Below are 22881 nucleotides of genomic sequence, written 5' to 3' on the forward strand. Positions count from 1 at the left end.
TTTTAACGCTACCAAGGCCGTTTTTAAAAGTAATGGTTTCGACCAAGTTAGTTTGTTGTTTTTGCTTATCTCACCTATCAACGGCTCGTTATGTCTCCAAACATTGATTTATTGAGATAAATCGGCTCATTTTTCGGGTCCAAAAAGCTTAGCGTTGTTTTCCGTTCCTACTCTCGTGCGACCCCTATCACTTCCGCTAATCCTTTCACCAATCCAATCCTTACCAATGAAACGACTTGCTTACCTGTTCTTGAGCTGCGCTACCCTCGTTGCTACTAGCTGCTCCAAAGATGATGATAACGGCGTTACTCCTGTTGGGCCAAAAGACTATACAGTAGAGTACCGGGTTAGTTCGACTAGCAACTTGGTATCAGACTACATTTCGTACACCAACGCTACGGGTGGAACGACTACCCTTAATAATGTGACGCTGCCCGTTAGCTACACATTCACGCGCAATATGAAACAAGGGGATAGCTCTACGCTATTGGCCAGCATCCCTGCCGGTAGTACGGCTTCCTCGAATATCACGGTATCTATTCTACTAGATGGAAAAGAGGTTAAGAAAGAAACTGGTACTGGTGACCGGGCGCAAGCGGTGCCGGGGTGGGTCATTGGCCAGTAGTTCTGCACTGCTGCAAAAGGTGCTCGGTCAGAATATGGCCGGGCCTTTTTTTGGTCGTATACTTGTGTTTTAAGTTATGATTACTCGTTGACAGTGAGGTATTTATTTAACCAAAATGTATTTTGGGTTCAGCAAGCTCTTATCCCAGATCAAAGCTTTCGTAAGCCGCCAACTCCCCGCCATTCAATTCCTCACGGTACACCCGCCAGTTTGGCATAAACTGGTCCAGCAACGCCCGAAACCGCTCGTTATGCTTCCGCTCCAGCAGGTGAATCAGCTCGTGAACCACCACGTACTCTACTAGATGGGGTTCTTCTTCTAAACGGGCGGATTTACACGCTAAGCCTTCCAGCAACGCTTTATCAAAAAGGGTGACTTGAAAACACCTGTAAAAAGGGCAATTCCAAGCAATTCAGCGGGTATGCTGAGCCTGTCACAAAGGAAATCTTTGTAATAAGCTTGGTGTACGCTGTTGTCAATACCCAATTAATCAACTAGTTAACTACTTAGCGTGTAAATCCGCCCGTTTGGAAGAAGAACCCCGAAGTAGGAAGGGTGCTTCCATGTGCGTTTTAAGTATTTTGACGGACCTGGACCTGGTGCTGGGCTCGGGCAAGCTATTCAGCTAATATGGCCCACCGCGGCTTGCTCAGCTCCCCCGGTACGTGGAATAGCCAAAGGCCGACAGCGTGATGGGCACGTGGTAGTGCGCTCCGTCGGTCAGCTCAAACACCACCTCGATGTAGGGGTAGAACGAGGCTTGCTGCCGGGCTGCGAAATACGGCTGGGTCAGAAACGTGAGCTTGTAAATACCAATGTGGGGTGTTTTCTGGCCCGCCATCGGCAGGAAGTCGCCGATGCGGCCGGCCGCGTCGGTTTTCTTTTCGGCTACGGTACCCCAGGCTTTTTTGGTGGCATCGTACTTCTCCAGGCGCACGGTTACGCCGGGGGCCGGCGTGCCCCGGCTAATGTCGAGAATGTGGGTGCTGAGCTGGTAGGCGGGCGGCGTTTGTTGAGCTAGGCCCAGCAGGGGCAGCAGGCAAAGCAGGCAAAGGAGGAGAGCTTTCAAGGGAATACGGGATGAGGTGAAAAAGGCAAATACCAATATATGCCCCCCAGACCAACGATAGGGGGTAGGCGGATTAAGGAGTGGTGATGCCGGCTTCCGGCAGCGCAGCGGCGGGGCCAGCAGGCCGTCGTTTTAGGGGCCGCCGCCGCCTGCCACGCCAATGCCGCCAATTACCTGCCCGTTGTGGAACAGGGGCACGCCCCCGCTCAGCAGCAGCAGCTCGGGCAGGGTGTTGAGGTTCTGCGTGTCGGGGTTGTTGCGGGCGTTGCGGCCCAGCAGCAGGGTGGCGGTGTTGGTGGAAAGGGCGGTGTAGGCCTTGCGCCGGGCGGCCTCGGTGTTGTGCGGCCCCACGCCATCACCGCGTGTGCGCAGCACGAACTGCCCACCGACACCTACCACGGCCACTTGCTTGTCGAGGGTGGCCGCTTTGGCGCGCACCCGGTCGGCCATTTCCAGCGCCGCTCGGAGCGTGAGCTGTTCGACCGTTGCCACGTAGCGGGCAGTGGGGGCCGCCGCATTGGTGGCCGGCAGTTGGGGGCGGGTTGGGGGGGGAAACAAGGCAAAAGTAACGTGGCAAGGACCTAATAGGCAGGCTGGCGAACGCGGGTTGCTTTTGCCGGGGCCAGTTGCCGGCTGAACTCACCAGAAGCTTGCATTCTCTTTTTGTGGCGGAGCGGTAAGGTTTCGAAGGGACGCGTACTCTAACGGATAATTCCCCTGTTCATCGTCAGTGAACTGCTTCCCCTTGGTTGTGCCAAAGCGGCCCGGCTACGCCAGCGGCGCCGGCGGCAGTCCGGCGCAGCCCCGGTGGAAGCAGCCATACCAAGAGCCAAGCCCTTCGCATGAAAAATGCTCCCTGTGCCTTACTAAGCCGCCTCCCGCAACCGGCCGCCACTGCCCACCTCACGTTGCCCAACGGCCCCGAACCGCGCTCCGAGGAAGACAAGATTGCCGCTATCAGCGCCCATTTTGCGGCCATCATGCGCGAGCTGGGCCTGGACCTGAGCGACGACAGCCTAGCCGGTACGCCCCGCCGGGTGGCCAAAATGTACGTGCAGGAATGGTTTCGGGGCCTCGACCCGAAGAACCGGCCCGAAATGAAGCTATTCGAAAACAAGTACGACTACCATCAGCTGCTGGTCGCGCGCGACATCACGCTGTTTTCCTGCTGCGAGCACCACTTCGTGCCCATCATCGGCAAGGCTCACGTGGCCTATCTGCCGGCCGATAAGGTGGTGGGTTTGAGCAAGCTCAACCGCGTGGTGCAGTACTACGCCCGGCGGCCGCAGGTGCAGGAGCGCCTCACCCGCCAGATTGCCGAAGAGCTTAAGCAAAGTTTAGGCACCGACGACGTAGCCGTGCTCCTCGAAGCCGACCACCTCTGCGTGCAAAGCCGGGGCGTGAACGACACCAGCAGCGCCACGCTCACCAGCGAATACGGCGGCCGCTTTGCGGCGGAGGCCAGCCTGCGGGCGGAGTTCCTGCGCCAGATTGGCAAGTGAGGCGCGGGGCAAAGCGAATTATTTCCCCTGATTTTGTAATGCCGGTGCCTGTTGGGTACTCCAAGCCGTAAGTCATCTCTCACCAACCTTTTTGCTCATGTTGTACGCTAGCATTACTCTGTTTGTCCTCGCCGCCGCCGCGGGTGCCACCATTCTCATCACCTGGCTCAATAAGAAGAACGCGCCCAAGGCCGTAGTGTACACCCACGGGCTGCTGGCTGTTTCGGGGCTGCTGGTGCTGCTCTACTATGCCTTCACCCACCCCACGGCCTACCCCAAGCTGAGCATTATTCTGTTCATCGTCACGGCTTTGGGGGGTATTTATATGTTCGTTACCAGTAGCCCCGATAAGGCCAAGCCCATTCCCGTGGCCGGCCTGCACGCGCTGCTGGCCGTGGGCAGCCTCATCACGCTGCTGGTGTACGTGTTCGGCTAGGCCGCGGCGGGCCATGAAGCTCAACTACCACCCGCCCCACCTGATACTGGTGCACTTCCCGGCCGCGCTGCTGCCCATGGATTGGGTGTGCGCCGCCCTGGGCTGGTACACCCACAACCCCACCTTCACCGCCGCCGCGTACTACGCTTTGGCGGGTGGCGTGGCCGGCGGCTGGCTGGCGGTGGCCTTCGGCTTTATGGACCTGCTGCGCATTCCGGCCGAGCGGCCGGCGGCCCAACGCACCGCCCTGCTGCACGCGGGCATCAATACCGGGGTATTGATAGGGTATTCCGTACTTTTCTTTCTGCAATGGCGGCAGCCCATGCTGGCCACCGCCACCGTGCCGGTCCTGCTGCTGAAAACCGGCCTGCTGCTGGCGCTGGTGGCCGGCAATTACCTCGGCGCGCAACTGGTCTTAAAATACCGTCTTGGCACCATTGATAATGACTGAGTCTGACTCCCAAACTACTTCGCCGCCCCGTCTGCTTCCTGCCGGTGCCCCGGCCGATGCCGTGCTCATTGCCCGCATTTTGGGCGGCGAGCAGGAATATTTCGAGCTGCTGATTCGGCGCTACAACGGCGCGCTCTACAAGGTGGGGCGCTCCTACGGCTTCGCCCACGCCACCGTGCAGGACCTGATGCAGGACACCTACGTGGCCGCCTACCAGGCGCTGGGCAAGTTTGAGGAGCGGGCCGCCTTCAAAACCTGGCTCATCCGCATCATGCTCAACCACTGCTCCCACTGGCGCCGCAAAGCGGCCCACCAGCCCCAACCCGCATCCGCCGCCGCGTGTATGAACGAAGCCCCCGAGTCCCCGCGCAGCCCCGCCACCGACGGGCAGCAGGAAATCCTCAACCGCGAGCTGGGCGCGGTGCTGGAGCAGTGCATTCAGACCCTGCCGCCTGACTACCGCCTGGTGTTCGTGCTGCGCGAACTGGAGGGCCTCAGCAGCCAGGAAACCGCCAAAGCCGTGGACATCACCGAAACCAACGTGAATGCGCGCCTGAGCCGGGCCAAGGCCCTGCTGCGCCGGCAGCTGGAAAGCTGGTACCCCCGCGCCGCCGTCTACGAGTTCAACCTGATTTACTGTGATGAGATGGTGGCCCGCGTCTTTCGCCACCTCGGCGAGCCGCCCCAAGTGCCGGCCTGAGCACCCGGCCGCGGCCGAAGCCGGTGCATTCTCTCCTGTTTATCACTTCTTGAAATACCGCCTGATGGCTTCCCCCGAAACACCCACTGGCCCCGACTTTGCAACGGCCGGCATCGCGCTGGCTGACCTGGCCGACGGCACCATGGTCCGCGGGCACGCCCACGACGAGCCCGTGCTGCTGGTGCGGCGCGGCGAGGAGCTGTGGGCCGTGGGGGCGCTGTGCAGCCATTTCGGGGCACCGCTGGAAACGGGCTTGCTGGTCGGCGACACCGTGCGCTGCCCCTGGCACCACGCCTGCTTCAGCCTGCGCACCGGGGCCGCGCTGCGGGCCCCGGCCCTCGACCCGCTGCCCCGCTGGCCGGTGGAGCGGCGCGACGGCCGGGCCTACGTCACCGGCAAGCAGGAGCGCGACCCGCTGGCCCCCGAATCGCCCCCGGCAAGCGCCAAAGAAGCCTCGCAGCCGCAGCAGGTCGTCATCATCGGGGCCGGCGGGGCCGGCAGCGCGGCCGCCGAGATGCTGCGCCGCGAAGGCTACCAGGGCCGCCTTACCCTGCTCGATGAGGAAGCCGACGTGCCCTACGACCGCACTGTGCTTTCCAAGAGCTTTGCCCCCGACGATGCGCAACACATTGCCCTGCGCCCGCTGGGCTTTTATGCCGCCCACGGCATCGACCTCATCCGGGGCCAGGTGGCCGCGCTGGATGTCAGCGGCCGGTGCGTGCGGCTGGCCAATGGCTCGGCGCACGCCTACGACGCGCTGCTGCTGGCCACTGGCGCCGAGCCGGTACGGCTCGATATTGCCGGCCACGACCTGCCCCACGTGCACGTCCTACGCTCCCTGGCCGACCACCGCGCCATCGTGGCCGGGGCGGCCCAGGCCCGGCGGGCCGTGGTGCTGGGGGCCAGCTTTATCGGGCTGGAAGTCGCGGCCGCGTTGCGCGGCCTCGGGCTGGAAGTACACGTCGTGGCCCCCGATGAGGTGCCGTTGGCCAGGGTGCTGGGCGCGGAGCTAGGCGCGATGGTGCAGCGGCTGCACGAGGAGAAAGGCATCGTTTTTCATTTGCAGCAAATGGCTACTTCCATCGAGGCCGAGGCCGTGGTGCTGAAAAACGGCCAGCGGCTGCCGGCCGACCTGGTGGTGGCCGGCATTGGGGTGCGGCCCCGGCTGGCGTTGGCCGAAGCGGCAGGCCTGGCCCTGGACCGGGGCGTGCTGGTGGACGCGTACCTGCAAACCAGCAGGCCCGGCATCTACGCCGCCGGCGACATTGCCCGCTGGCCCGACGCCCACACCGGGGCCTCTATTCGGGTGGAGCACTGGGTGGTGGCGCAGCGCCAGGGCCAGACGGCCGCGCGAAATATGCTGGGCCGGCAGGAGAAATTCGACGCGGTACCTTTTTTCTGGAGCAAGCACTACGACCTGTCGGTGCGCTACACGGGCCACGCCGAAAAGTGGGACGAGCTGACCGTGGATGACCCCCTGGCCGAGCGAACCGGCAGCGTAGCGTTCCGCCAAAGCGGCCAGACCCTGGCCGTGGCCAGCGTGCAGCGCGACGTGGATAACCTGAAAGCCGAAGTAGCCCTGGAAGCCGACGACGAGGCCGCCCTGAGAAAGCTGCTGCACTAGTCCTCCAGCTCACTCCATGGAGCCGGCCCTTTCGATAGATGGGTGTTGTTAAACAAATAGGGTAAAACCTCCTCCACGACCTGGTAATACGGGCCGGTACGACTGCCCCCGCCCCCTTGCGCAACTGCTGGGCCGTCTGGCGCAGTTGGGCAAAGGCGACCACGTCCGGGGTTTGCAGCCAGGCGAGCAGGGCGGCTACTTTCTCCGCGTTGGTGTGGGCAAACGAAAAAGCCACGTCTTCCAGCGCTTGCAAGGCGGTGCCGTGGGTCACCACGCCCTCCAGCACTTGGCGCAACTGGTCGGCGGAGGCCTGCTGCTGACGGTAGACCCGCTCCCGGGTTTCCCGCAGCGCGGCGTTGCGGTGGGTTTGCACGGCCTGTAAGAGCGTTTCAGTGAGCAGGTCGCCCACCTGGTAGTACTGGTAAACCACGAAGCAGAGCACCATCAGGTATTTGTTGTCGGCTTGCTGCTGCACCTGAAAAACCTGCGTCCGCTCGACGTAGCGGGCATAGTAGCGCACCACTTCCTCCGATAAGTCCAGGGCCTGCACCAGGGGGTAAACCTGCGTAAACAGCGCCTGGAGCACGGCGTAATCCTGCACGTTGGCGCGAATAGCGGCCGGGCGCATCAGTTCCAGACTGCGCTTGAGCGTGGTCAGCCGGTAGGGCCGGTGAGAATGGGCCGGGGCTTCTTCTGCTGCCGTGAACAAGGCATCCAGTTGCTGGCGCACGGCAGGCGTCAGGTGATGGGCCAGTTGGGTGGTGAGTTGCTGCTCGACCGTGCGGAAGGCCTCGGTGACGAGGCCCGCCAGGGCCGCATAGGTTGGCACCTCCCAGCGATGGGCTCGGATATAATCGGCCGCGGAGTGAAAAACGGCCACTGGGTTCATTTGCTGGCGGGAAAAATGCGTCACCTGCTGGCGCACGGCGGCTTCGGCCTGCTCGATGGGCCGCACGCCAAACTGTTGCAGAATCTGCTGACGGTGGTGGAAGCGAGTGGCCTTATCGTAGCGCTCCCACTCGACGTTTCCCAAGTGGTAGCGCTGTTGCACGTACGCCTGGTCGGCCAGCAGAAATCGGTCAGCCGGAAAGAAGCGCCCCGTGGCTTTGAAGTAGCCGACCTGGAGCACGAAGCCACCTCGGCTATGCGGAGCCAGCAGCGTGTGCAGGAATTGGGTGGCCCAGTCCGGCAAGGCGAAAAAGAGTTGGCGTTGCGGATGATTGAAAGTCGGCGGCTGGTCAAACGCGCGCCGCTGGGTCGTATCAAGTAAGGGAAGGTGGCGGGCCATCAGAAACGGGCAAAGCCGTAAAAGTAGCGAACCAGCTTGTTCATTAAAACGAACCTATAACTGTACAATTCCACCGACCGCCTGGCACTAGGCACATCGGATGGAAAATAGGCCAATCCGGTATAGAAAACTTGTTCAGCAATCAAAGTACAATCAACCCGTCTAACACGATGGGAAATCGGTACTTTGGCTCTGGAAATGGTCACCTGACATCGCTAAATGCCTGGTTTTGTCGTGGAAACGCTTTGCCAATCCTGGGGCAGTGAGGCTATTAGCAAGCTCGTCACTTAACATTTGGACCAAACTTTTAACCAAGGCCATTGGCGATTGGCGGCGAAAAAAAGAGCGTCCACGCCGCCGAGCGCGACACCCCGCGCATGAGGGCCTTGCGCCGGGCCTTTGTGGAGGCGCTGCAAGTCGAAGATTTTACGCGTTTTAGGTTCGTGGACGAGACCAGCACCAACCTGACCTACTGCCGCCGCTACGCCCGCGCCGAAGGCGGGCAGCGCGCCGGGCAGGCCGCGCCCCTGCACGGCGGGCCGAACGTGACGCTGCTAGCGGCGCTGACCCCGACCGGGCTGCACGCGGCCATGACCGCGAGCGGGGCCGTCAACGGCGAGGTCTTTGCCGCCTACCCGAGTCAGGTACTGGGCCCAACGCTGCGGCCCGGCGACGTGGCCGTACTCGACAACCTGCCCGCCCACAAAGCGAACGGGCTGGCCGAACTCGTCGAGGCCCGCGGGGCCCGCCTGTTGTACCTGCCGCCCTACTCGCCCGACTTTACGCCGGTTGAATTGGCGTTTGGCAAGCTCAAAACCTGGCTGCGCACGGCCCGGACCCGCACCCGCGAGGCGCTGGAAGCCGTCATCGGCGCCGCCGCCGACTGGATAACCGAGCAGGACGCTAAAAATTGGTTTGACCATGGTGGCTACCATGTATACTAACCTGAATTCCGCTCTAGTTAGGTGCTCTGTGACCGCCACTTTTGCGTCCGGCCAGGCCCCCGTCACCAGCCCCTCTAACCCGGTTTGCTTCCTAAGCCCCGTCCTTTTTTCTGCCTCCCAGAGCCAGGCTTCGCCCACTCTTTACTGATTTTCTTTCAGGAGCAGCTCCATCAGGCGGTCAGCAGCTACTTCCCCCTTCTTTTTCAGCAAGACCCTATCCGTATCGTCACCAACTTCATACGTAAGGGCTTCGGCCTTCAATTCGCGCATCATCCAGCTTTTCGAAACGTTAGACCCGTTTCCTGAAGCTTTAACATTGATTTTATACGCAGGCAAAGATGCTTCCACGGCTCGCAGCCATTTTTGCGTAAAGCCCGGAAGGTTCGTATGAACCGTATCCTCGTTTGTGTAGAATACGTCCTGGTAAGTAGAGTGGAAGTCAATGGCAAAGCAGACTTTTGCTTGTTGTTCCTTTATCAAACGTTGGAGGTAGGTGCGGACTGCTGCCGTTTCGGGCTGTTTGAATTCGTTCCAGTCGCGGTTCAGGTCTACTCCGGCGGCACTATGCCTCCAATGCCCGTTGTCCACCCCGTCCGGATTGAGCATCGGAATGATAACGACTTCGTACCGACGCCTGAAATTGTTGGCGGCTTCACTTGGCTCTAGTATTCTTTCAATGAAGGCTTGCATGGCCAGATACCCCGTGACTTCCGGTGGGTGCTGCCGGCTTAGTACGACTATTAGCTTCTTTCCCGGCGCTCCCTTGGTAGTTAAAGCCACGATGGGCTTGCTCAATAAACTCCGGCCAATCGTATGCTTGCGAATAGTCGGCCTGCGGGCCAGCTTGTCCATCCAGGCGTAGCTGTCCGCGGCCGTGATGACTTCCTGGGCGGCAACAAGGGTGGTATCGGGACTCACGGAGACGCGAAAGGTAACTGCCGTGCTGTCCGACGAATAATCTACAGACGGAACCGCCTGCCAGCTATGCCCGTCGGTACTCGTCTTGGGGTGGTACCGATGCCGCCATTTTTGATAGGTAAGCCTAAGATAAATGCTCTGCGGCTGGTGGGACCAGACTTTAAAAGCATACCACGGGCTTGGATTAATGGTGGGGCTCTCAGGCGTTATCAGCAGGGCGAAGGTGCTGTCGTCGACCTGCATTACCTGGTTTAGCCGAGCCGCGCTGAACTTGTTGCTGAAGCCGACTGCGCCGTGGCCGTCAGTGAAGTGATATACTTTTTTTTCCTGCCGCGCCACGGCACTACTGGCCAGCCCTCCTCCTGCCGGGACAGGCCCTTGGTTGGCAGGCTTGGGTTGAACCATGCACTGACTAAAGAATCCCGTCAGGAATAACAGGAAAGCGGCTTGCTTGGAAAACGCCTGATGGAGACTTCTCATTATCTTTAGCAATGGACAATTAACTGGCCACCAGCCGAATCAGCCGCTCTCTTCACCAGGGCGCGTACACCAGGGAAGAGCAGTTGTGGTTAGTAAAAGAACTGGTTCAGACTCGGCTACTTGCGTGGCTGAAGGTCCCTGTTAACCTGGCCAGGCACCTTCGGGGAAGGGTCAAGGCTTGAAGGCCCAGGTATCTACGTCCATCAGGTGACCGCCCTGGCGTTGAATGGCGGCTTCTACGCTCGCATTGTTTGTATTCCGCTCACTGATTGGGTATAGATAACGGCGGGGCACAACCCTGGAGGGGTTGAAGCTGGCTTCGACCCCGCGCGGGACCACGAGCTCGGGGTAGCCGGTGCGACGGTAGTCCACCCACGCCTCCAGCGCGCCCTGACCGTAAAGCGCAACGTACTTCTGCTCGATAAGCAGCTTGAGCTTCTGTTCCAGGGTGCTCAGCCCTCTAAAATTCCCGTAGGTAGCGACGTACAAGGAATAGTCTGCCGCTGCAATACCCAGCTGCTGCATATTGGCCGTTATGGCAGCGGCCAGGGCGTCGGCCGCTCTTGCCTCATTCGCAGTGCGCAAATAGGCTTCGGCCTCGATGAACTTCACTTCGGCATAGGATATCAAAGGGATACGACTGTCTTTCTGTGCCCAGAACAGGGATGTGTTATCTGCTTGATAGACAACATAATTTCCTCCCACTAAACGGGTATATTTATTCAAACGAGGGTCTCTTTTGTCCAGCAGCTGCCTTACCAGTTGGTCTCCGAGTACCAGTTGCCCCGGGCGCTCCTGCCCGTACATAGCAATCGGGTTAGCACCGTTGTTGGCCAGGGAGAAATTGAAATTAGGCTGGGTAGTAACCGAGGTGATTCCCCCCAAGGCAAGCTCGGCAAGGGCCTTGGCAGCGGAGGAAGGGTCTCTTCGGGTCAGATGAAGGTAGTACCGGGCTTTCAGCGAGCGGGCCGTGGCCGTCCACCGGGATGCCGAGCCGTTAAAAATCAAATCATCGCCCGCCGGAGCATTAGCGCCGGCGGGCTCATTCAGCGCTATTATGGCCTCGCTCAGCAACGTCTGAATGGAGTTATAAACGTCCTCTTGGGTATCGTAGGCGGGAGACAGATTCTCCTTCCCCCCAAAGGCTTCTGAATACGGGACATCACCCCAGAGAGAAGTAGCAATCTCCAGATTGAAGGCCATGAGTATTTTGCCGATTCCTACGTGGTGGGGTTGATTCAATTCCGTTCCTCTTTTGATCAGATCGGCACAATCCTTCATTGCTCCGGCATACAAGCCGGTTTGCCAGTAAGCATCCAGGGTTCGCTCATCAATGACGTAGTTGGTGTAACCTTCCGGCTGGGCATTGATTCCTTTGAAGTGCTGGACCACAGTGCCCGTCACGCGGGCCCCGATGGACACGATATTCGAGGCCGACTGGGCCTGGGTTCCCGGAAGAACCTGATTCAGGCTGACCGTCTTGGGCCGGTTGGGGTTCACGTTGTAGTCGCCGAACTCACAGGAGGAAACCGTCAGCAACAGCAACTGGAAAAAGAGAAAGAGGTAGGACTTATTCATAGGGGTAAGTGTCTGTTTGGGTGTAGCTAGACAACAGGTACTGCTTCGAGGTCCAGGATGTCGCCATCCACAGGCAGCGGTCTGCCCGGTCGAGGTGCTTTCCGGAGGGTGTCACATCAAAACGTCACGTTCAGGGTTGCGCCGTAGCTTCTCGTGTTGGGCAGGTTGTAGTAATCCCAGCCGGTAGCATTGGTGTCCCCCGTGAGGTTGGTTTCCGGGTCAACCCCTGAGTAATCGGTAAAAAGCAGCAGGTTGCGGCCATAGAAGGAGACCGTGGCCCGGCTGGCAACTTTGTTGAGCACGCCGGCGGGCACTTTGTAGGAGAGCGTCAGTTCGCGTAACCGGACCCAGGAGCCGTCCTCGATGTAATTCTCGGAAACCCCGAAGGTGCCGCCCCGGCGCCAGTATATTCCGTTCAAGCCATTGGCAGGATTAGCAAAATCAACGGGCGTCGTGTTAACTTCCCCATTTACTTTGACCCCCTCAAACACGTGGCCAGTGACCGACCGCTGGTCACCGGATTCTTTGGAGGTGCCCAAATAGCTGTTAAAGGCTCTCGTCGCATTCCAGATGTCGCCGCCTTGCCGGATATCCCATAAGAACGACAGGCCCAGGGCTTTGTACGATAGCGTGTTGTTTATGCCCGTCAGCCAGTCTGGGTTAGGGTTGCCGATCGGGCCCTGAGTTGCGGCAATCAGGGGCCAGCCATCCGACCCGATGAGGACGCGGTTTTGCTCGTCTCGCTGGTACCGGGTGCCGCTCAGCACGCCGTACGGCTGCCCGACCATCACCAGAGACGATAAAGCAGTGAACGACTGCAGCGTTATCTGGGAGATGCCGGTCGGCAGCTCCTTGACTGTGTTTCTGCTTCTTGTGAAGTTCAGGGAGGCATCCCAGGAGAAATCCCCGCTCGAAACCGGGGTTCCACTCAGCACAAGTTCCACCCCTTTGTTTTCAATTTTGCCGGCGTTAATCAACTGGTCGGTATACCCGGAGGTCGCCGAGATGCTCGCCCGGACAATCTGGTCTCGGGTAGTTGCCACGTAATACGTTACATCCATACCCAGCTTGCCGCGGAAGAACTTGAAATCGCCGCCGAATTCGAGGGTGCTGGTTCGCTCGGCTTTCAGCTTATTGTTACTCAGCGAAATCTCTCTTTCAAATCCGCTGACTCCGTAGATGGGAAAGATAGAGTTGGTGAGCAGGTCATCGCCGCCGATACTCGTTCTGTTATAATAGGTATTGGTGGAGTAAATCGGAGCATCGTTGCCTACCTGCCCGTAAGAGACGCGTATTTTGGCATAAGAAAGGAGCGGATGGTTGGCCATCGCGAAGGCTTCTGTCAGGTCCACTGCCAGACTTGCCGTCGGGTAAAAGAAAGAATTGTTGGCTTGGGGCAGGGTGGAGGACCAGTCGTTCCTGCCGGTAAGATTTAAAAACAGCCAGTCTTTGTACCCAAGCTTAAAATCTCCAAAGGCCCCAAAGACCTTTCTTCGGCTCAGGTTGCTTCGGCTTGTTACTACGGAGGCATTGCTTATATCATAGAATCCGGCAACTCCTAGATTGTTCCCATCACTGGCTTGAACCGTGTTGACATTGTTGAAGAAATTGTGCCCTACGATTGCATCCAGGTGCAGGTCAGGGGTCAAGTCCCGAGAAGCCAGCAGCAGCAAGTCGGAGTTAAGGGCCGTGGACGCAATCAAGGATTGGTTTACCGCCCCATTTACGTTTGATGCCGAATTAATATCCCAAGCTGCATCCCGTTGGTCACTGAAGTTGTCTAGCCCTATTTTGTAGCGCAACTTCAGCCACTCCGTGAATTTGAATTCAAAATTCAGGTTCCCGATAATTCTATTGACGTTGTCCTTGTACGGGACCCTGTTGACAGACCAAAAAGGGTTGTCGTAGGTGGTATTGTAGCGGCGCTGCCGGCCGTCGGGCAAAACATACGTGGCCGGGTCTCCGGCAGCGTCTCGACCTTGCCGGCCATTTCCAATGTCAAACGTTGTAGGGTTTCGCAGCAAGGATGTCATTACCCCGGAAACATTCGAACCGCGCTGGATTCGATTGCCCCCCGAGTTCACAAAAGTGGCCGAGCTTCCCACCGAGAACTTTTTGGATAACTCGAAATTAACATTCGATTTAAAAGAATTGCGAGAGAAGTCCGCGTTGGGCACAATGCCCGTCTGGTAAAGCCGGCCGGCCGAGAAATAATAAGTGGTTTTATCGCCTCCTCCTGACACCGCTACATTGTTGTCCCACGTGTGACCGGTTGCAAAAAAGGCATCGTATTGATCATACGCCCGGGCCGGCATCCCATTGCCAGTGCCTACAGCTACCAGCGACCCGTTTTTATCGTACGGGTAGTCCGTGCGGCCATCAAACTCCAGCTCGGTGAGCTTGGGCCCCCAGCTGTTTATGGTGGCTGATGCAGCGTCCGGGCCCCGGTAAACAAAGGCGCCGCCACTGATGGTGCCCTGTGCGTACTCGCGCTGCAGCTCAGGCAGCTTGTTGACCCGATCAAAAGAATAAGAGGTGTTAAAGGCAATCTGCGGCTTGCCCTTGGCCCCGCGCTTGGTGGTGATTATCACGGCGCCGTTCGCGGCACGAATCCCGTAGAGTGCCGTGGCGGCGGGCCCCTTCAGGACAGACATCGACTCAATGTCGTTGGGGTTAATGTCTATGGCCCGGTTAGAGACATCAACGCCCCCCGTGCTGTTGCCGGAAGAAGAGTTATCGACGGGCACCCCATCCACCACAAACAACGGCTTGTTGCTGCCGGAAATCGATTTATTGCCCCGGATGGTAATATTGGCTGACGCCCCGGGCGAGCCGGATGAAGAAGTAACTACCACCCCGGCTGCTTTGCCGCTAAGGGCACTCACTAGGTTGGTTTCTTTTGATTTTATTATCTGCTCAGCCTCTACATTCTGAATGGAATAGCCCAGCGCGCGCTTGTTGGCCTCAATGCCGATGGCCGTCACCACGACTTCCGAAAGGGCTTTAGAATCGCCTTTCAACTGCACGTTGATCAGCGTTTGGCCATTTAGGGGAACCTCTTGGCCAATCATTCCAACGTAAGAGAATACCAGCACGCCCTCCGCGGGAGCCGTGAGGCTGTAGGCGCCTGTTTCATTCGTGGTGGTCCCTATGGAGGTTCCTTTCACTCCTATGCTTACGCCAAAAAGGGCTTCTCCCTTTTCATCCGTCACCCCGCCCCGCACCAGTACGTCGGCCGGGAGGGCCGCGGCGCGGGGTGGGGCTGCTTCCGACGGTTTTCCGGGAATGATGATAATCTGCCGGCCGGCCAGCTTGTAGGCAAGCCCGCGGGGCTGCAGGACCTGGTCCAAAATTGCCGTCACCTCCTCTTCCTGCACTTGCAAGGTGAGGGTCGAGAGCTGCTTTTTACTCAGCAGGGCATCTTTGTAAAACAGGAGATAATCGCTCTGCCGCTGAATCTGCTCAAACAGCTCGGGGAGGGTGCCGTTGTTCAGGCTGACGCTGATCTTCTGGTCCTGGGAGGTAGCCGCTGCCGATACGCTTGCGGCCCCTGACAGCAGCAACCCGACGCTGAGCAGCAAGAGGCGGAAGCGGAAATACAGACCTGTACACTTACCGCATTCTGCTGGCATCACGCTTTGGTAAATTTTATTCATACAAGGGCTTGGTTAGTGGTTTTCATTTGTGATGGTATTCAGTACCTGTGCCTTACAAGCCCTGGGTGCGGGCGCTGGCGCAGTTCAAGGGTGTACAGGCTGCGGCAATTCTACTCCAATGGGTGCTCCGGCGCAGTGCTTCTTTCCGACAGGAGGTAGTCAAGCTCCGTGGTAGTGGCGAGGAGATCCATAACTTCCGTGATGTCCTGCTTTAAATCCAGCTTCCCGGTGAAGGTCTGCTGCTCTTGCCGGACATCCCGTAGGGTGATTCGCCGGTTGTAGTAGCGCTCGAGCCGGGCCAGAATAGTGCGTAGCGGCATTTCCCTGGCAAGGAGGTAGCCTTCCTTCCAGGAAATGTAGTCCTCCACCTGAACCTCCCTCACCTGCAACTGCTGTTCCCGCTGGTGATACACCGCCTGCTGATTGGGCGTCAGCTGCCTGCTGATTTTGCCGAAGAGGGTGGTTTTATTGGCAATCAGCCCGATGCTGCCGTTCACCAGGACGGCCGAACTCGTTTGCTCCCCCGGGTAGGCCGTCACGTTGAAGCTCGTTCCCAGCACCTGGACATCCATCTGTTGGGTTTCGACCAGAAAGGGTTTTTGCGCGTTGTGCTGCACCTCGAAATACGCTTCCCCGTCCAGGTACACCCGCCGTTCGTTTCCCGTAAAGGAAACGGGGTACACCAACCGGGAGCCGGAGTTGACCCACACCTTCGTTCCGTCGTCCAGGGCCAGCACCGACCGTTTGCCGGGCGGAACCACCAGGACGTTAAACCCGCCGGGGTTTTCGGCTTCCACTGCTTCCTGCGAGGCAATTCGGATTCTGCCGTTGCCCTGATAGGAAAGGCTGGACACCTTCGGGGAGAGGACCACAGTGCGCGCGCCCGTCAGAAGTAGCTGGGTTTCCGCCGCATGTTCGGGCAGTATGGCCTGCCGGGCAAGGGCCTCGAGCCGGGATGGGGTGCCGGCACCACGATAGAGGAAATGCGCCGCAAAAAGCCCGCACAGCACCAGCGCCACGGCCCCCACGTAGGTTAGCTGCCGCCAGAAATAAGCCGCCACGCGTTGACGCGGGGCGGGCGGCCTGCGGTTACCGGCTGGCCGGCTTTCGGCCTGGTCAGCGGCAGCGTGGATGGCCTGCAGCATCCCGGCGATGCGCTCGTCAGCAATCGGACGATCGGGAAAGCGAAGCAGCAGAATAAGCCGACGGGCTTCCGCTACCTCTTCTTTTTTATCTGGGTGTCCCTGTAGCCAGTTAAGCCAGAAAACATCGTTTGCCACGTCGGGACGCAACACCCACTCCAAGAAGTAGTCATCCGCTAAAAAATCGGGGACAGAAAACTGATGGTAATTCATTGGGGCAGGAGTTAGCCGGAAACAGCACGCTGCAGAAACAGACACCAGTAAATGGGCCGCCGCCCTTTTTTACCCCATGATTTCGTTAAATAAAATTTTTTTTTCAAAACCTTAGCCCCAACTTCCCAGAAGCCTTTTAGGCACGCTGTCTGGCAGTAGCGAATGCAACAAGGAGCCCCTGCCCAACCGCTACCGCAACTGCTCCCTGAGGCCACCGATGGCCCGGCCCAGCAATTTGTAGGTTCCCTTCATGGATAGTCCCAGCATCTGGGCAATTTCCGTAAATCTGAGTTCGCAGTAAAAACGAAGGAAGATAATTTGCCGTTGCCGGTCGGTAAGCTCAGCCATGCACGCCTCCAGCTTGTCGGCCTGCATGCTATCCTCCTCCCTTGCCATCTCGGTCCACCAAAGAGAGAAAGTATAGGCATCGCCCCCTGGCGGCAGCATCGTCACTACCAGCCGCGTCCTGCTAAGGGCTTCCGTAATCCGGCGGTTTAAAGCCTTAAACAGGTAAAACTTAATCGAGTCCGTTTCTTTCAGCCCTTCCCGTTTCGTCAGGAGCGTAATAAAGACTTCCTGGATGCAGTCTTCTACTAAGCCGGCGTTGTTGGTGATGGTCCTCCCGTAAGTGTACAGTAGCCGTACGTATTGGTTGTATAGGGTATCAAAAGCATTCCTGTCCCCTCGCTTGAAAGCCGTCCATAAGGCCTGCTCGCTCAGCTTGACGGTTTTTTTCTTGCTTTCCAACGTAGATGTTCAGGAATTTATGAAAGTACTTTAAACCCGCATGCTGAGCTGGTCGAAGCATCTCTACCGCGCCACTAACTGGCTTTCAGAAGGAGGGAGAGATGCTTCGACCAGCTCAATATGACCCACTGGCGTATTCCTAAACAGCTACATAATATGAAGCCGATTTCAGAAACTAAAGCAGTTTGAGGCGGTCTAGTTAAGTAGGACAGAGTTAGGCGATATTGGCAAGTTGTTGTTAGTAAAATTGATACGGGGTCAGGAAGCCAAAATAAGGTATTGTTATAGGACTTACGCAGTTGAACTTCCAGAACTGCCTTTACAATGTGGAAGACGTATTTCTGAGTTGCTAAAGCGGCGGTTGCATCTTCAATAACTGCTTGATTATCAGGAGTCATTTGTTCAACTGCGTAAGTCCTATGTTAAACAGATAGGGGAAAACCTCCGACTCGCCACGCCGGCTCCTATTTACTACGCCGCTGGATGAGGTGGTCGAGTTAAGTGAGACAGAGTTGGGCTGTAGGTAAAAGAGTTTGGTGTTCAAAGGTACGTGGGCACTCGTAGCCAAGTGTGGCGTGGCGTCGCTGGTGATTATAGTAGTCAAAATAATCCGCTAGTTCGGCCTGTGCCCCCGAAACGAAAGCGGACCGCGTGAGCAGCACTTCCGTTTTCGGGCGTGACCAGAGGCTTTCGGCCTGGGCACGCCGGGTCACTCGTTAGAGCCAAGGAAATGCGATGGCCAAGCGACGGTTTGTCTCCGAACGACAGCACTTTTCTGGGAAGGGCATTCTCTGAGCCCGCTCGCTAACCGGGGCTGCGTAGGCCCGTATGGCCCCGTCGCCCTTCCCACGCCCCTGCGTGGGCCGAACGAAATGGTTTGCGTAGCTTGCGCCTGTTTTGTACGTTTCTTAGTTCATCATTTTTATTACGTTCTAGTTGTTATGAAAAAAGTACTACTCAGCTGGCTGCTGCTCGCTCACCTCGTGGCTTGTACCTCGGATGCACCCGACCCTCACCCCGCGCTGACGGCTACCTTCGCAGCTAGCCGCACGGTGGTGGAAGTCAACGAGGCGGTCACCTTTACTGAGGCCCCGGCGCAGGCCGCCCGCTACGTGTGGGACTTTGGCAACGGCCAGACAGCCACTGTGGCGGCCCCCTCGGTGACGTACGCGGCGACGGGCACCTTTACCGTGACGCTCACCACCTATTCAGCCGACAACCAAGCCACCGCCACTTCCCAAGTGATCCGGGTGGGCAAGCGCTACTTACGGGAGGTGCGGATAACGGCTCTGCCCTTCCTCACCCCGGCGGGCCTGGGCTGGGATGTGGGCGGCAGCGGGCCCGACGTGTTCGTGCAGCTCCACCCCACGGCCGTGGCCGAAGCTCCGGCTACCAAAACCAGTATCCTGAGCAACGTCACGCCCGCCTCCCTGCCCTTGACCTTCGCGGCCAGTACGGAGTTGACGCCGGGCGAGTGGACGGTGGGCGTGCGCGACGAGGATTCGGGCTCGGATGATACCATGCGGGAGTGGACCCTGGACGTGGCCGGGCCGACCCCGAATCGGGATGCCCAAGGCCAGGGGTCTTACACGCTAGTCGGCCCGCCGGACAACCCGACGGTCTGGGCGGTGACCCTGCACTACGAAACCCGCTAAGCGCCAGCCCTCTACCAACCGGAGTCTCTCCCCACGTAAGCCGCCCGCAACGGAGGCTTACGTGGGGAGAGTTGCTTAACGTAATCTTGGTGGCTGTTGCAAAAGTAGAGCAGGAGCCAACGAAAGGGATCGGGTGCTGGCAAGGCTATCCCTATACTACCTGGCTGGAAGGAGTTGAAGCGCAGACACTTCTTCAGATTATAGGCCATGGCGGCGATATACATGACTTTGGCGGCCCCTGCTTGACGCTTCTTGCTGATATGACGCAAACCATAGTAAGTGATCAAGCTGCCGAGTACTGGTTCTACCGTTGAAGCCCGGAGCCGCCGCATGCCTTTGCCGACCCGCGTGGCTAAGCGGGCGAGCATGCGGTCGTAGTGGGCTTTGTAGGGCGTATGATGCAGCCGCTTTTCCCGCGCCTTCTGGCCCTTGCACTGCGCCGCCAGCGGACAGACCTTGCAATCGGACGCCTTGGCCATATAGCGTTTCTTGGCGTTTCCCTGTGGATCGACGAATACCTTATCAAACGCCAGTTGTTTGCCCTGACGACAGGTATAGCTGTCGCTAACAGCATCGTAGGTAAAGCCGGCGTGCTCGCCTTTGTACTTGCCATGCGCCGGAATATAGCCGGTTAGGCCCCGCGCTTCTAGCTGCTCGTAGTTCTCCCCGGAGCAATAGCCCGCATCGGCGACGACGGTGGTCATGGTCATACCGAAGGTCTGCAACCGCTGCTGCGTCGAGTCCACCATCGAGAGCAGGTAGCGGCTGTCGCGCCAGTCGGCTAGGTCGGCATGGATGTGGGTGATGACGTGCTGCGCCGCGTCGACGCTTACGCTGGCCGTATAGGCTAAGATGCGGGGCTTGCCCGGCTTGAAAGCAACGCGCGCATCGGGATCCGCAGGGCTGTAGTGGGTCAGGTTGCTGACGAGTCGTCCGGCTTTGTTGGGGGCCGCCTTGTGGATAGCGGCATGAAAGCGCTGAATAGGCTGTAATCGGTCCGCCGAAGCGGTAATGCGTGGAGCTTTGGCCGTGTCTATGGGGTTGGTCACGTCAGCCGACCCCGTAGAACGCTTGGGCTGGAGCCGGCTCATGGAGGCATTGGCTTTGATATAAGCCGAGTCCATCACCTGGGTATGGCCACTGACCAGGCCCTTCTGAATACATAAGCCGACCACCTGGGTAAAGCAGGTTTCAAAGACGGAAACCGGCAGGCGTTGCCGCGTACGGGACAGGGTGCTATGCCAGGGCAAGGGCTGCGCTAGGTCATACCCCAGAAAGGCGCGGATGCCCAGATGCAGCTGGGCCAGTTCCAGAAGTTTCCGATCCGAGGTAATATTCTCCAAGTGTCCGACCAGCAGCAGCTTTACAAACACGACGGGATCGAGCGAGGGCCGACCGCCAGCGCTATAAAAAGGCGCAAAGAGCGGCCGGACAAAACTGAAATCGATCGTCTGCAGTAGTTGCCGGTAAAAGTGGCGCGTGGGCACCAGTTTCATCAGCGAAATCTGGATCGTGTGAAAGCCGAGCATGGGCTAACAACCCCTCAATCCCACTAGGAGTTGACTTTTGCAACAGCCACCACTGTTATATTCATCTCCTGAGAATAATCGAGCTTTTTGCCCCTTATGTTCTCCACTTTGAACTTGGTACTTTATCGCATTGCCTGCTTTTGTTCCCCCAAGCCTCGGCTGCTACTCGTCCGCCCTCGTACACCTTTGGGCTACTGCTCTGGTAGCGCCAGCCAGCAACGCTCGCAACGCGCCGATACGGGTCGCTCGTACGGCATTTTTTAAGAGGACTGGCAGTAGGACTGCTACGTGGCGCTTTGCCGCACTTTCCGGGAGTAAGGGTTGAGCAATAGGGATGTAAATACTATCGCATAAATTAACGGATTATTTAAATTCTCATTCCACCACTTCTCCTATGCCGGCATCCCGTGTCCTTCGTCGCTTTAGCTGCCGCCGCGCGCTGAGCTTTCTGGGTAGTGGCCCCCTCCGCCAGCCAGGCCCAAGTGAAGATTATACCGGTAGGGGACTCGATTACCCACGGCAGCCTTACCTATAATAGCTATCGTCGCCCCTTATAGCTCACGTTGCAAGAGGCCAAGTACGACGTGAACTTCGTAGGCGGGCTGACGCAAAACGAGGGCGGACCTGCTCCGAACCCCGATTTTGACCTGGACCACCATGGTCATTGGGGCTGGACGACAGAGATGCTGCTCCCTGAAATGCGGCAGTGGACCCGGGATCACCAGCCCGACATTGTCCTGCTGCACGCGGGCACGAATGACTGCTTTGGCGAGAAGCCAGTAGAGGAGATCCGCAACAACTTAGGCCGCATCATTGACCAGCTCCGGGAGGGGAAGCCCGGGGTGAAAGTGCTGCTGGCGCAGCTCATCCCGACGGCCCCGCCCTACGAGCAGATCAATGCCAAAATCACGGCGCTGAATGCGCTGCTGCCGGCCCTGGCTCAGGCGAAAACGACGGACCACTCCCCCGTGGTCCTGGTGAACCAGAATACGGGGTTCAGCCGGGCGGCAAACGAGGACCTCTACGACGGGGCGCACCCCAATGCCCGGGGAGAAGCCAAGATAGCCGCGCGCTGGTACGAAGCCTTGCAAGCGCCCGGGCTGCTGGGCAAGCAGCTACCGCTGAGCAGCGCCCCCGGGCGCCGGGTTAGCCCGAGTACGCTGGTCGTAAGCCCCGTCCCCGCCCAGGAGCGGTTGACGGTGCAAGGGGTAGCGCGGGGTACGCGCGTGCTGATTTGGGACATGCAGGGCAAGCTCGTCTATCAGTTGCCGGCCCCGAGTGCTTCCTTCGTCGTGGATGTCTCCCCGCTGGCGGGGGGCTTGTATCAGGTGCAAGCGGCGAGTCAGCGTGCCCGCTTTATCAAGCACTAAAAGGGGCGACGGCGACGTAGGCTAGCCAGCTGGTCTCTTGGAGCCTTCGCAGGGCCGACAACCCGACTGCTCATCCGCCTTACCTAGCTGCGGCTGCCCTAAGGTTCCCTGGGCCATTATAGCTTGTTGACCAACTGGTAAAAGGCGCCCGAGACGGTCCGAGTAGGGCGGCGTTAGTGGACCTGATCCTACTAGTTCAGTTGGGGTGCCTCTCCTACGACGAAAGCACCACATTGCCTCCTGTATAGTCCCTGAACAGTGTTAATAGGTCCCCTTTCTCTCTCCTTTACGCCGACGAGCGGCCCTATTCTGTGTTGCTGGCCCCCTGCCGAAGCGTTCCCGGCCCCCCAGGTTCCCTTTACCCCCAGGGCGCGACGGCCCGAAGGCGGGGCTGCTGGTTTCCGCGTACAGTGTCCGCGCGAAGGGCCAGGTGCGGAGCACCCGGTTGATGACGAGGATAGCGGCCAGGATGCCCGCTAGAGCCAGCAACCAAACTTGATGAAGACTAATCAAAGTAGCCATACACGCACAAATCAAATTCCTACCCTACCGAAACCAGCTGCTTGTTGCCTCCCGTTCTGAAGGGCTCTTTATCAATTGTTAAGCCAAGAAAGGAATCTGTTTTCCCCCGGCTGCTTTTCAGCACATTGGCGACTGCCCCAACGGGTGGATTGAGTTTAGCACCCAAAACGCGATTATGTACCACGGTCAAATCCACTTCCCCACCATCGGGCGCGACCGGATCCGCGACTACGGCGGCAACTTCAACCCCACTTTTACCGACACCAAGACTGTCATGGCCTCCCAGACCTTCTCGGCGCAATCCTACGTTACCTGACGGCTCCTGGCACGCAAAGCTGAAGGGTGCCGCCACGACCGCTCGCTACACGCTGCGGAACGCCCTCGGCGGGCCTTCCTCGCGCAAGGGCCCGCCATTACCTCCATAGGCCATCA

General features: G+C 58.6%; 20 protein-coding genes and 1 pseudogene. 10 read left to right on the forward strand and 11 right to left on the reverse strand.

The window, feature by feature from the left end; all coding sequences use genetic code 11:
• Positions 1-226 precede the first annotated feature (226 nt).
• Positions 227-625 (forward strand): hypothetical protein, encoded by a 399-nt coding sequence (locus B9A24_RS00675; protein WP_084443183.1) that lies wholly within the window; start codon positions 227-229, stop codon positions 623-625.
• A gap of 139 nt (positions 626-764) precedes the next feature.
• On the opposite strand, the gene B9A24_RS22515 is transcribed toward B9A24_RS00675, so the two are convergent.
• From B9A24_RS22515 to B9A24_RS00690, 3 genes are all read right to left on the reverse strand, one after another.
• Positions 765-980, reverse strand: coding sequence for a M48 metallopeptidase family protein (locus tag B9A24_RS22515; RefSeq protein WP_262490567.1), 216 nt, complete (start codon positions 978-980; stop codon positions 765-767).
• Between the two features lie 294 nt (positions 981-1274).
• Positions 1275-1694 (reverse strand): hydroxyisourate hydrolase, encoded by a 420-nt coding sequence (uraH, locus tag B9A24_RS00685; RefSeq protein ID WP_084443214.1) that lies wholly within the window; start codon positions 1692-1694, stop codon positions 1275-1277.
• Positions 1695-1826: 132 nt separating this feature from the next.
• Positions 1827-2252, reverse strand: a complete 426-nt coding sequence (locus B9A24_RS00690) for a heme-binding protein (protein ID WP_234996882.1) — start codon at positions 2250-2252, stop codon at positions 1827-1829.
• A 284-nt stretch (positions 2253-2536) separates the two neighbouring features.
• On the opposite strand from B9A24_RS00690, the gene folE reads away from it, so the two are divergent.
• From folE to B9A24_RS00715, 5 genes are all read left to right on the forward strand, one after another.
• The gene (gene folE, locus B9A24_RS00695) at positions 2537-3196 is read left to right on the forward strand and encodes a GTP cyclohydrolase I FolE (protein ID WP_084443188.1); all 660 of its coding nucleotides are present in this window, start codon (positions 2537-2539) and stop codon (positions 3194-3196) included.
• Positions 3197-3293: 97 nt separating this feature from the next.
• A complete protein-coding gene (locus tag B9A24_RS00700; protein WP_084443190.1) occupies positions 3294-3632 on the forward strand; it encodes a hypothetical protein in 339 nt (112 codons plus the stop codon).
• Between the two features lie 13 nt (positions 3633-3645).
• Positions 3646-4083, forward strand: coding sequence for a DUF2231 domain-containing protein (locus tag B9A24_RS00705; RefSeq protein ID WP_084443192.1), 438 nt, complete (start codon positions 3646-3648; stop codon positions 4081-4083).
• Positions 4076-4783, forward strand: coding sequence for a sigma-70 family RNA polymerase sigma factor (locus B9A24_RS00710; RefSeq protein ID WP_084443194.1), 708 nt, complete (start codon positions 4076-4078; stop codon positions 4781-4783). The genes B9A24_RS00705 and B9A24_RS00710 overlap by 8 nt, the downstream gene beginning before the upstream one ends.
• Entirely contained in the window at positions 4725-6407 is a 1683-nt protein-coding gene (locus B9A24_RS00715) for an FAD-dependent oxidoreductase (protein WP_200813836.1), read from the forward strand. Before B9A24_RS00710 ends, B9A24_RS00715 begins: the two co-directional genes overlap by 59 nt.
• A 799-nt stretch (positions 6408-7206) precedes the next feature.
• Here B9A24_RS00715 and B9A24_RS22520 read toward each other — a convergent pair.
• Positions 7207-7695: pseudogene (locus tag B9A24_RS22520) on the reverse strand (DUF4158 domain-containing protein); the annotation flags it as partial.
• Between the two features lie 320 nt (positions 7696-8015).
• On the opposite strand from B9A24_RS22520, the gene B9A24_RS00725 reads away from it, so the two are divergent.
• On the forward strand, positions 8016-8639 hold the full coding sequence (locus tag B9A24_RS00725) for an IS630 family transposase (protein WP_143434675.1): 624 nt from the start codon (positions 8016-8018) through the stop codon (positions 8637-8639).
• Positions 8640-8780: 141 nt separating this feature from the next.
• On the opposite strand, the gene B9A24_RS00730 is transcribed toward B9A24_RS00725, so the two are convergent.
• The 6 genes from B9A24_RS00730 to B9A24_RS23140 form a co-directional block, all read right to left on the reverse strand.
• Entirely contained in the window at positions 8781-10037 is a 1257-nt protein-coding gene (locus B9A24_RS00730) for a M14 family metallopeptidase (protein ID WP_084443198.1), read from the reverse strand.
• Positions 10038-10208: 171 nt separating this feature from the next.
• Positions 10209-11615 (reverse strand): SusD/RagB family nutrient-binding outer membrane lipoprotein, encoded by a 1407-nt coding sequence (locus B9A24_RS00735; RefSeq protein WP_084443200.1) that lies wholly within the window; start codon positions 11613-11615, stop codon positions 10209-10211.
• A 116-nt stretch (positions 11616-11731) separates the two neighbouring features.
• A complete protein-coding gene (locus tag B9A24_RS00740) occupies positions 11732-15271 on the reverse strand; it encodes a SusC/RagA family TonB-linked outer membrane protein (RefSeq protein WP_084443202.1) in 3540 nt (1179 codons plus the stop codon).
• 110 nt (positions 15272-15381) lie between these two features.
• Positions 15382-16626: a FecR family protein gene (locus tag B9A24_RS00745; RefSeq protein ID WP_084443204.1), complete on the reverse strand. Its 1245-nt coding sequence runs from the start codon at positions 16624-16626 to the stop codon at positions 15382-15384.
• 189 nt (positions 16627-16815) lie between these two features.
• The gene (locus B9A24_RS00750) at positions 16816-17373 is read right to left on the reverse strand and encodes an RNA polymerase sigma factor (RefSeq protein WP_084443206.1); all 558 of its coding nucleotides are present in this window, start codon (positions 17371-17373) and stop codon (positions 16816-16818) included.
• A gap of 497 nt (positions 17374-17870) precedes the next feature.
• On the reverse strand, positions 17871-18086 hold the full coding sequence (locus B9A24_RS23140) for an integrase core domain-containing protein (RefSeq protein WP_084443207.1): 216 nt from the start codon (positions 18084-18086) through the stop codon (positions 17871-17873).
• A 228-nt stretch (positions 18087-18314) separates the two neighbouring features.
• On the opposite strand from B9A24_RS23140, the gene B9A24_RS22885 reads away from it, so the two are divergent.
• On the forward strand, positions 18315-19028 hold the full coding sequence (locus B9A24_RS22885) for a PKD domain-containing protein (RefSeq protein WP_262490568.1): 714 nt from the start codon (positions 18315-18317) through the stop codon (positions 19026-19028).
• An 11-nt stretch (positions 19029-19039) separates the two neighbouring features.
• On the opposite strand, the gene B9A24_RS00765 is transcribed toward B9A24_RS22885, so the two are convergent.
• Positions 19040-20557 carry an IS1182 family transposase gene (locus B9A24_RS00765; RefSeq protein ID WP_234996883.1) on the reverse strand — a complete coding sequence of 506 codons (1518 nt, stop codon included), beginning with the start codon at positions 20555-20557 and terminating at the stop codon, positions 19040-19042.
• Between the two features lie 563 nt (positions 20558-21120).
• Here B9A24_RS00765 and B9A24_RS00770 point away from each other — a divergent pair.
• Positions 21121-21927, forward strand: coding sequence for a GDSL-type esterase/lipase family protein (locus tag B9A24_RS00770; RefSeq protein ID WP_084443211.1), 807 nt, complete (start codon positions 21121-21123; stop codon positions 21925-21927).
• A 697-nt stretch (positions 21928-22624) separates the two neighbouring features.
• The gene (locus B9A24_RS21905; RefSeq protein ID WP_159451895.1) at positions 22625-22765 is read left to right on the forward strand and encodes a hypothetical protein; all 141 of its coding nucleotides are present in this window, start codon (positions 22625-22627) and stop codon (positions 22763-22765) included.
• The last annotated feature ends 116 nt before the right edge of the window (positions 22766-22881 follow it).

The sequence above is a fragment of the Hymenobacter roseosalivarius DSM 11622 genome (assembly GCF_900176135.1).
Taxonomy (GTDB): domain Bacteria; phylum Bacteroidota; class Bacteroidia; order Cytophagales; family Hymenobacteraceae; genus Hymenobacter; species Hymenobacter roseosalivarius.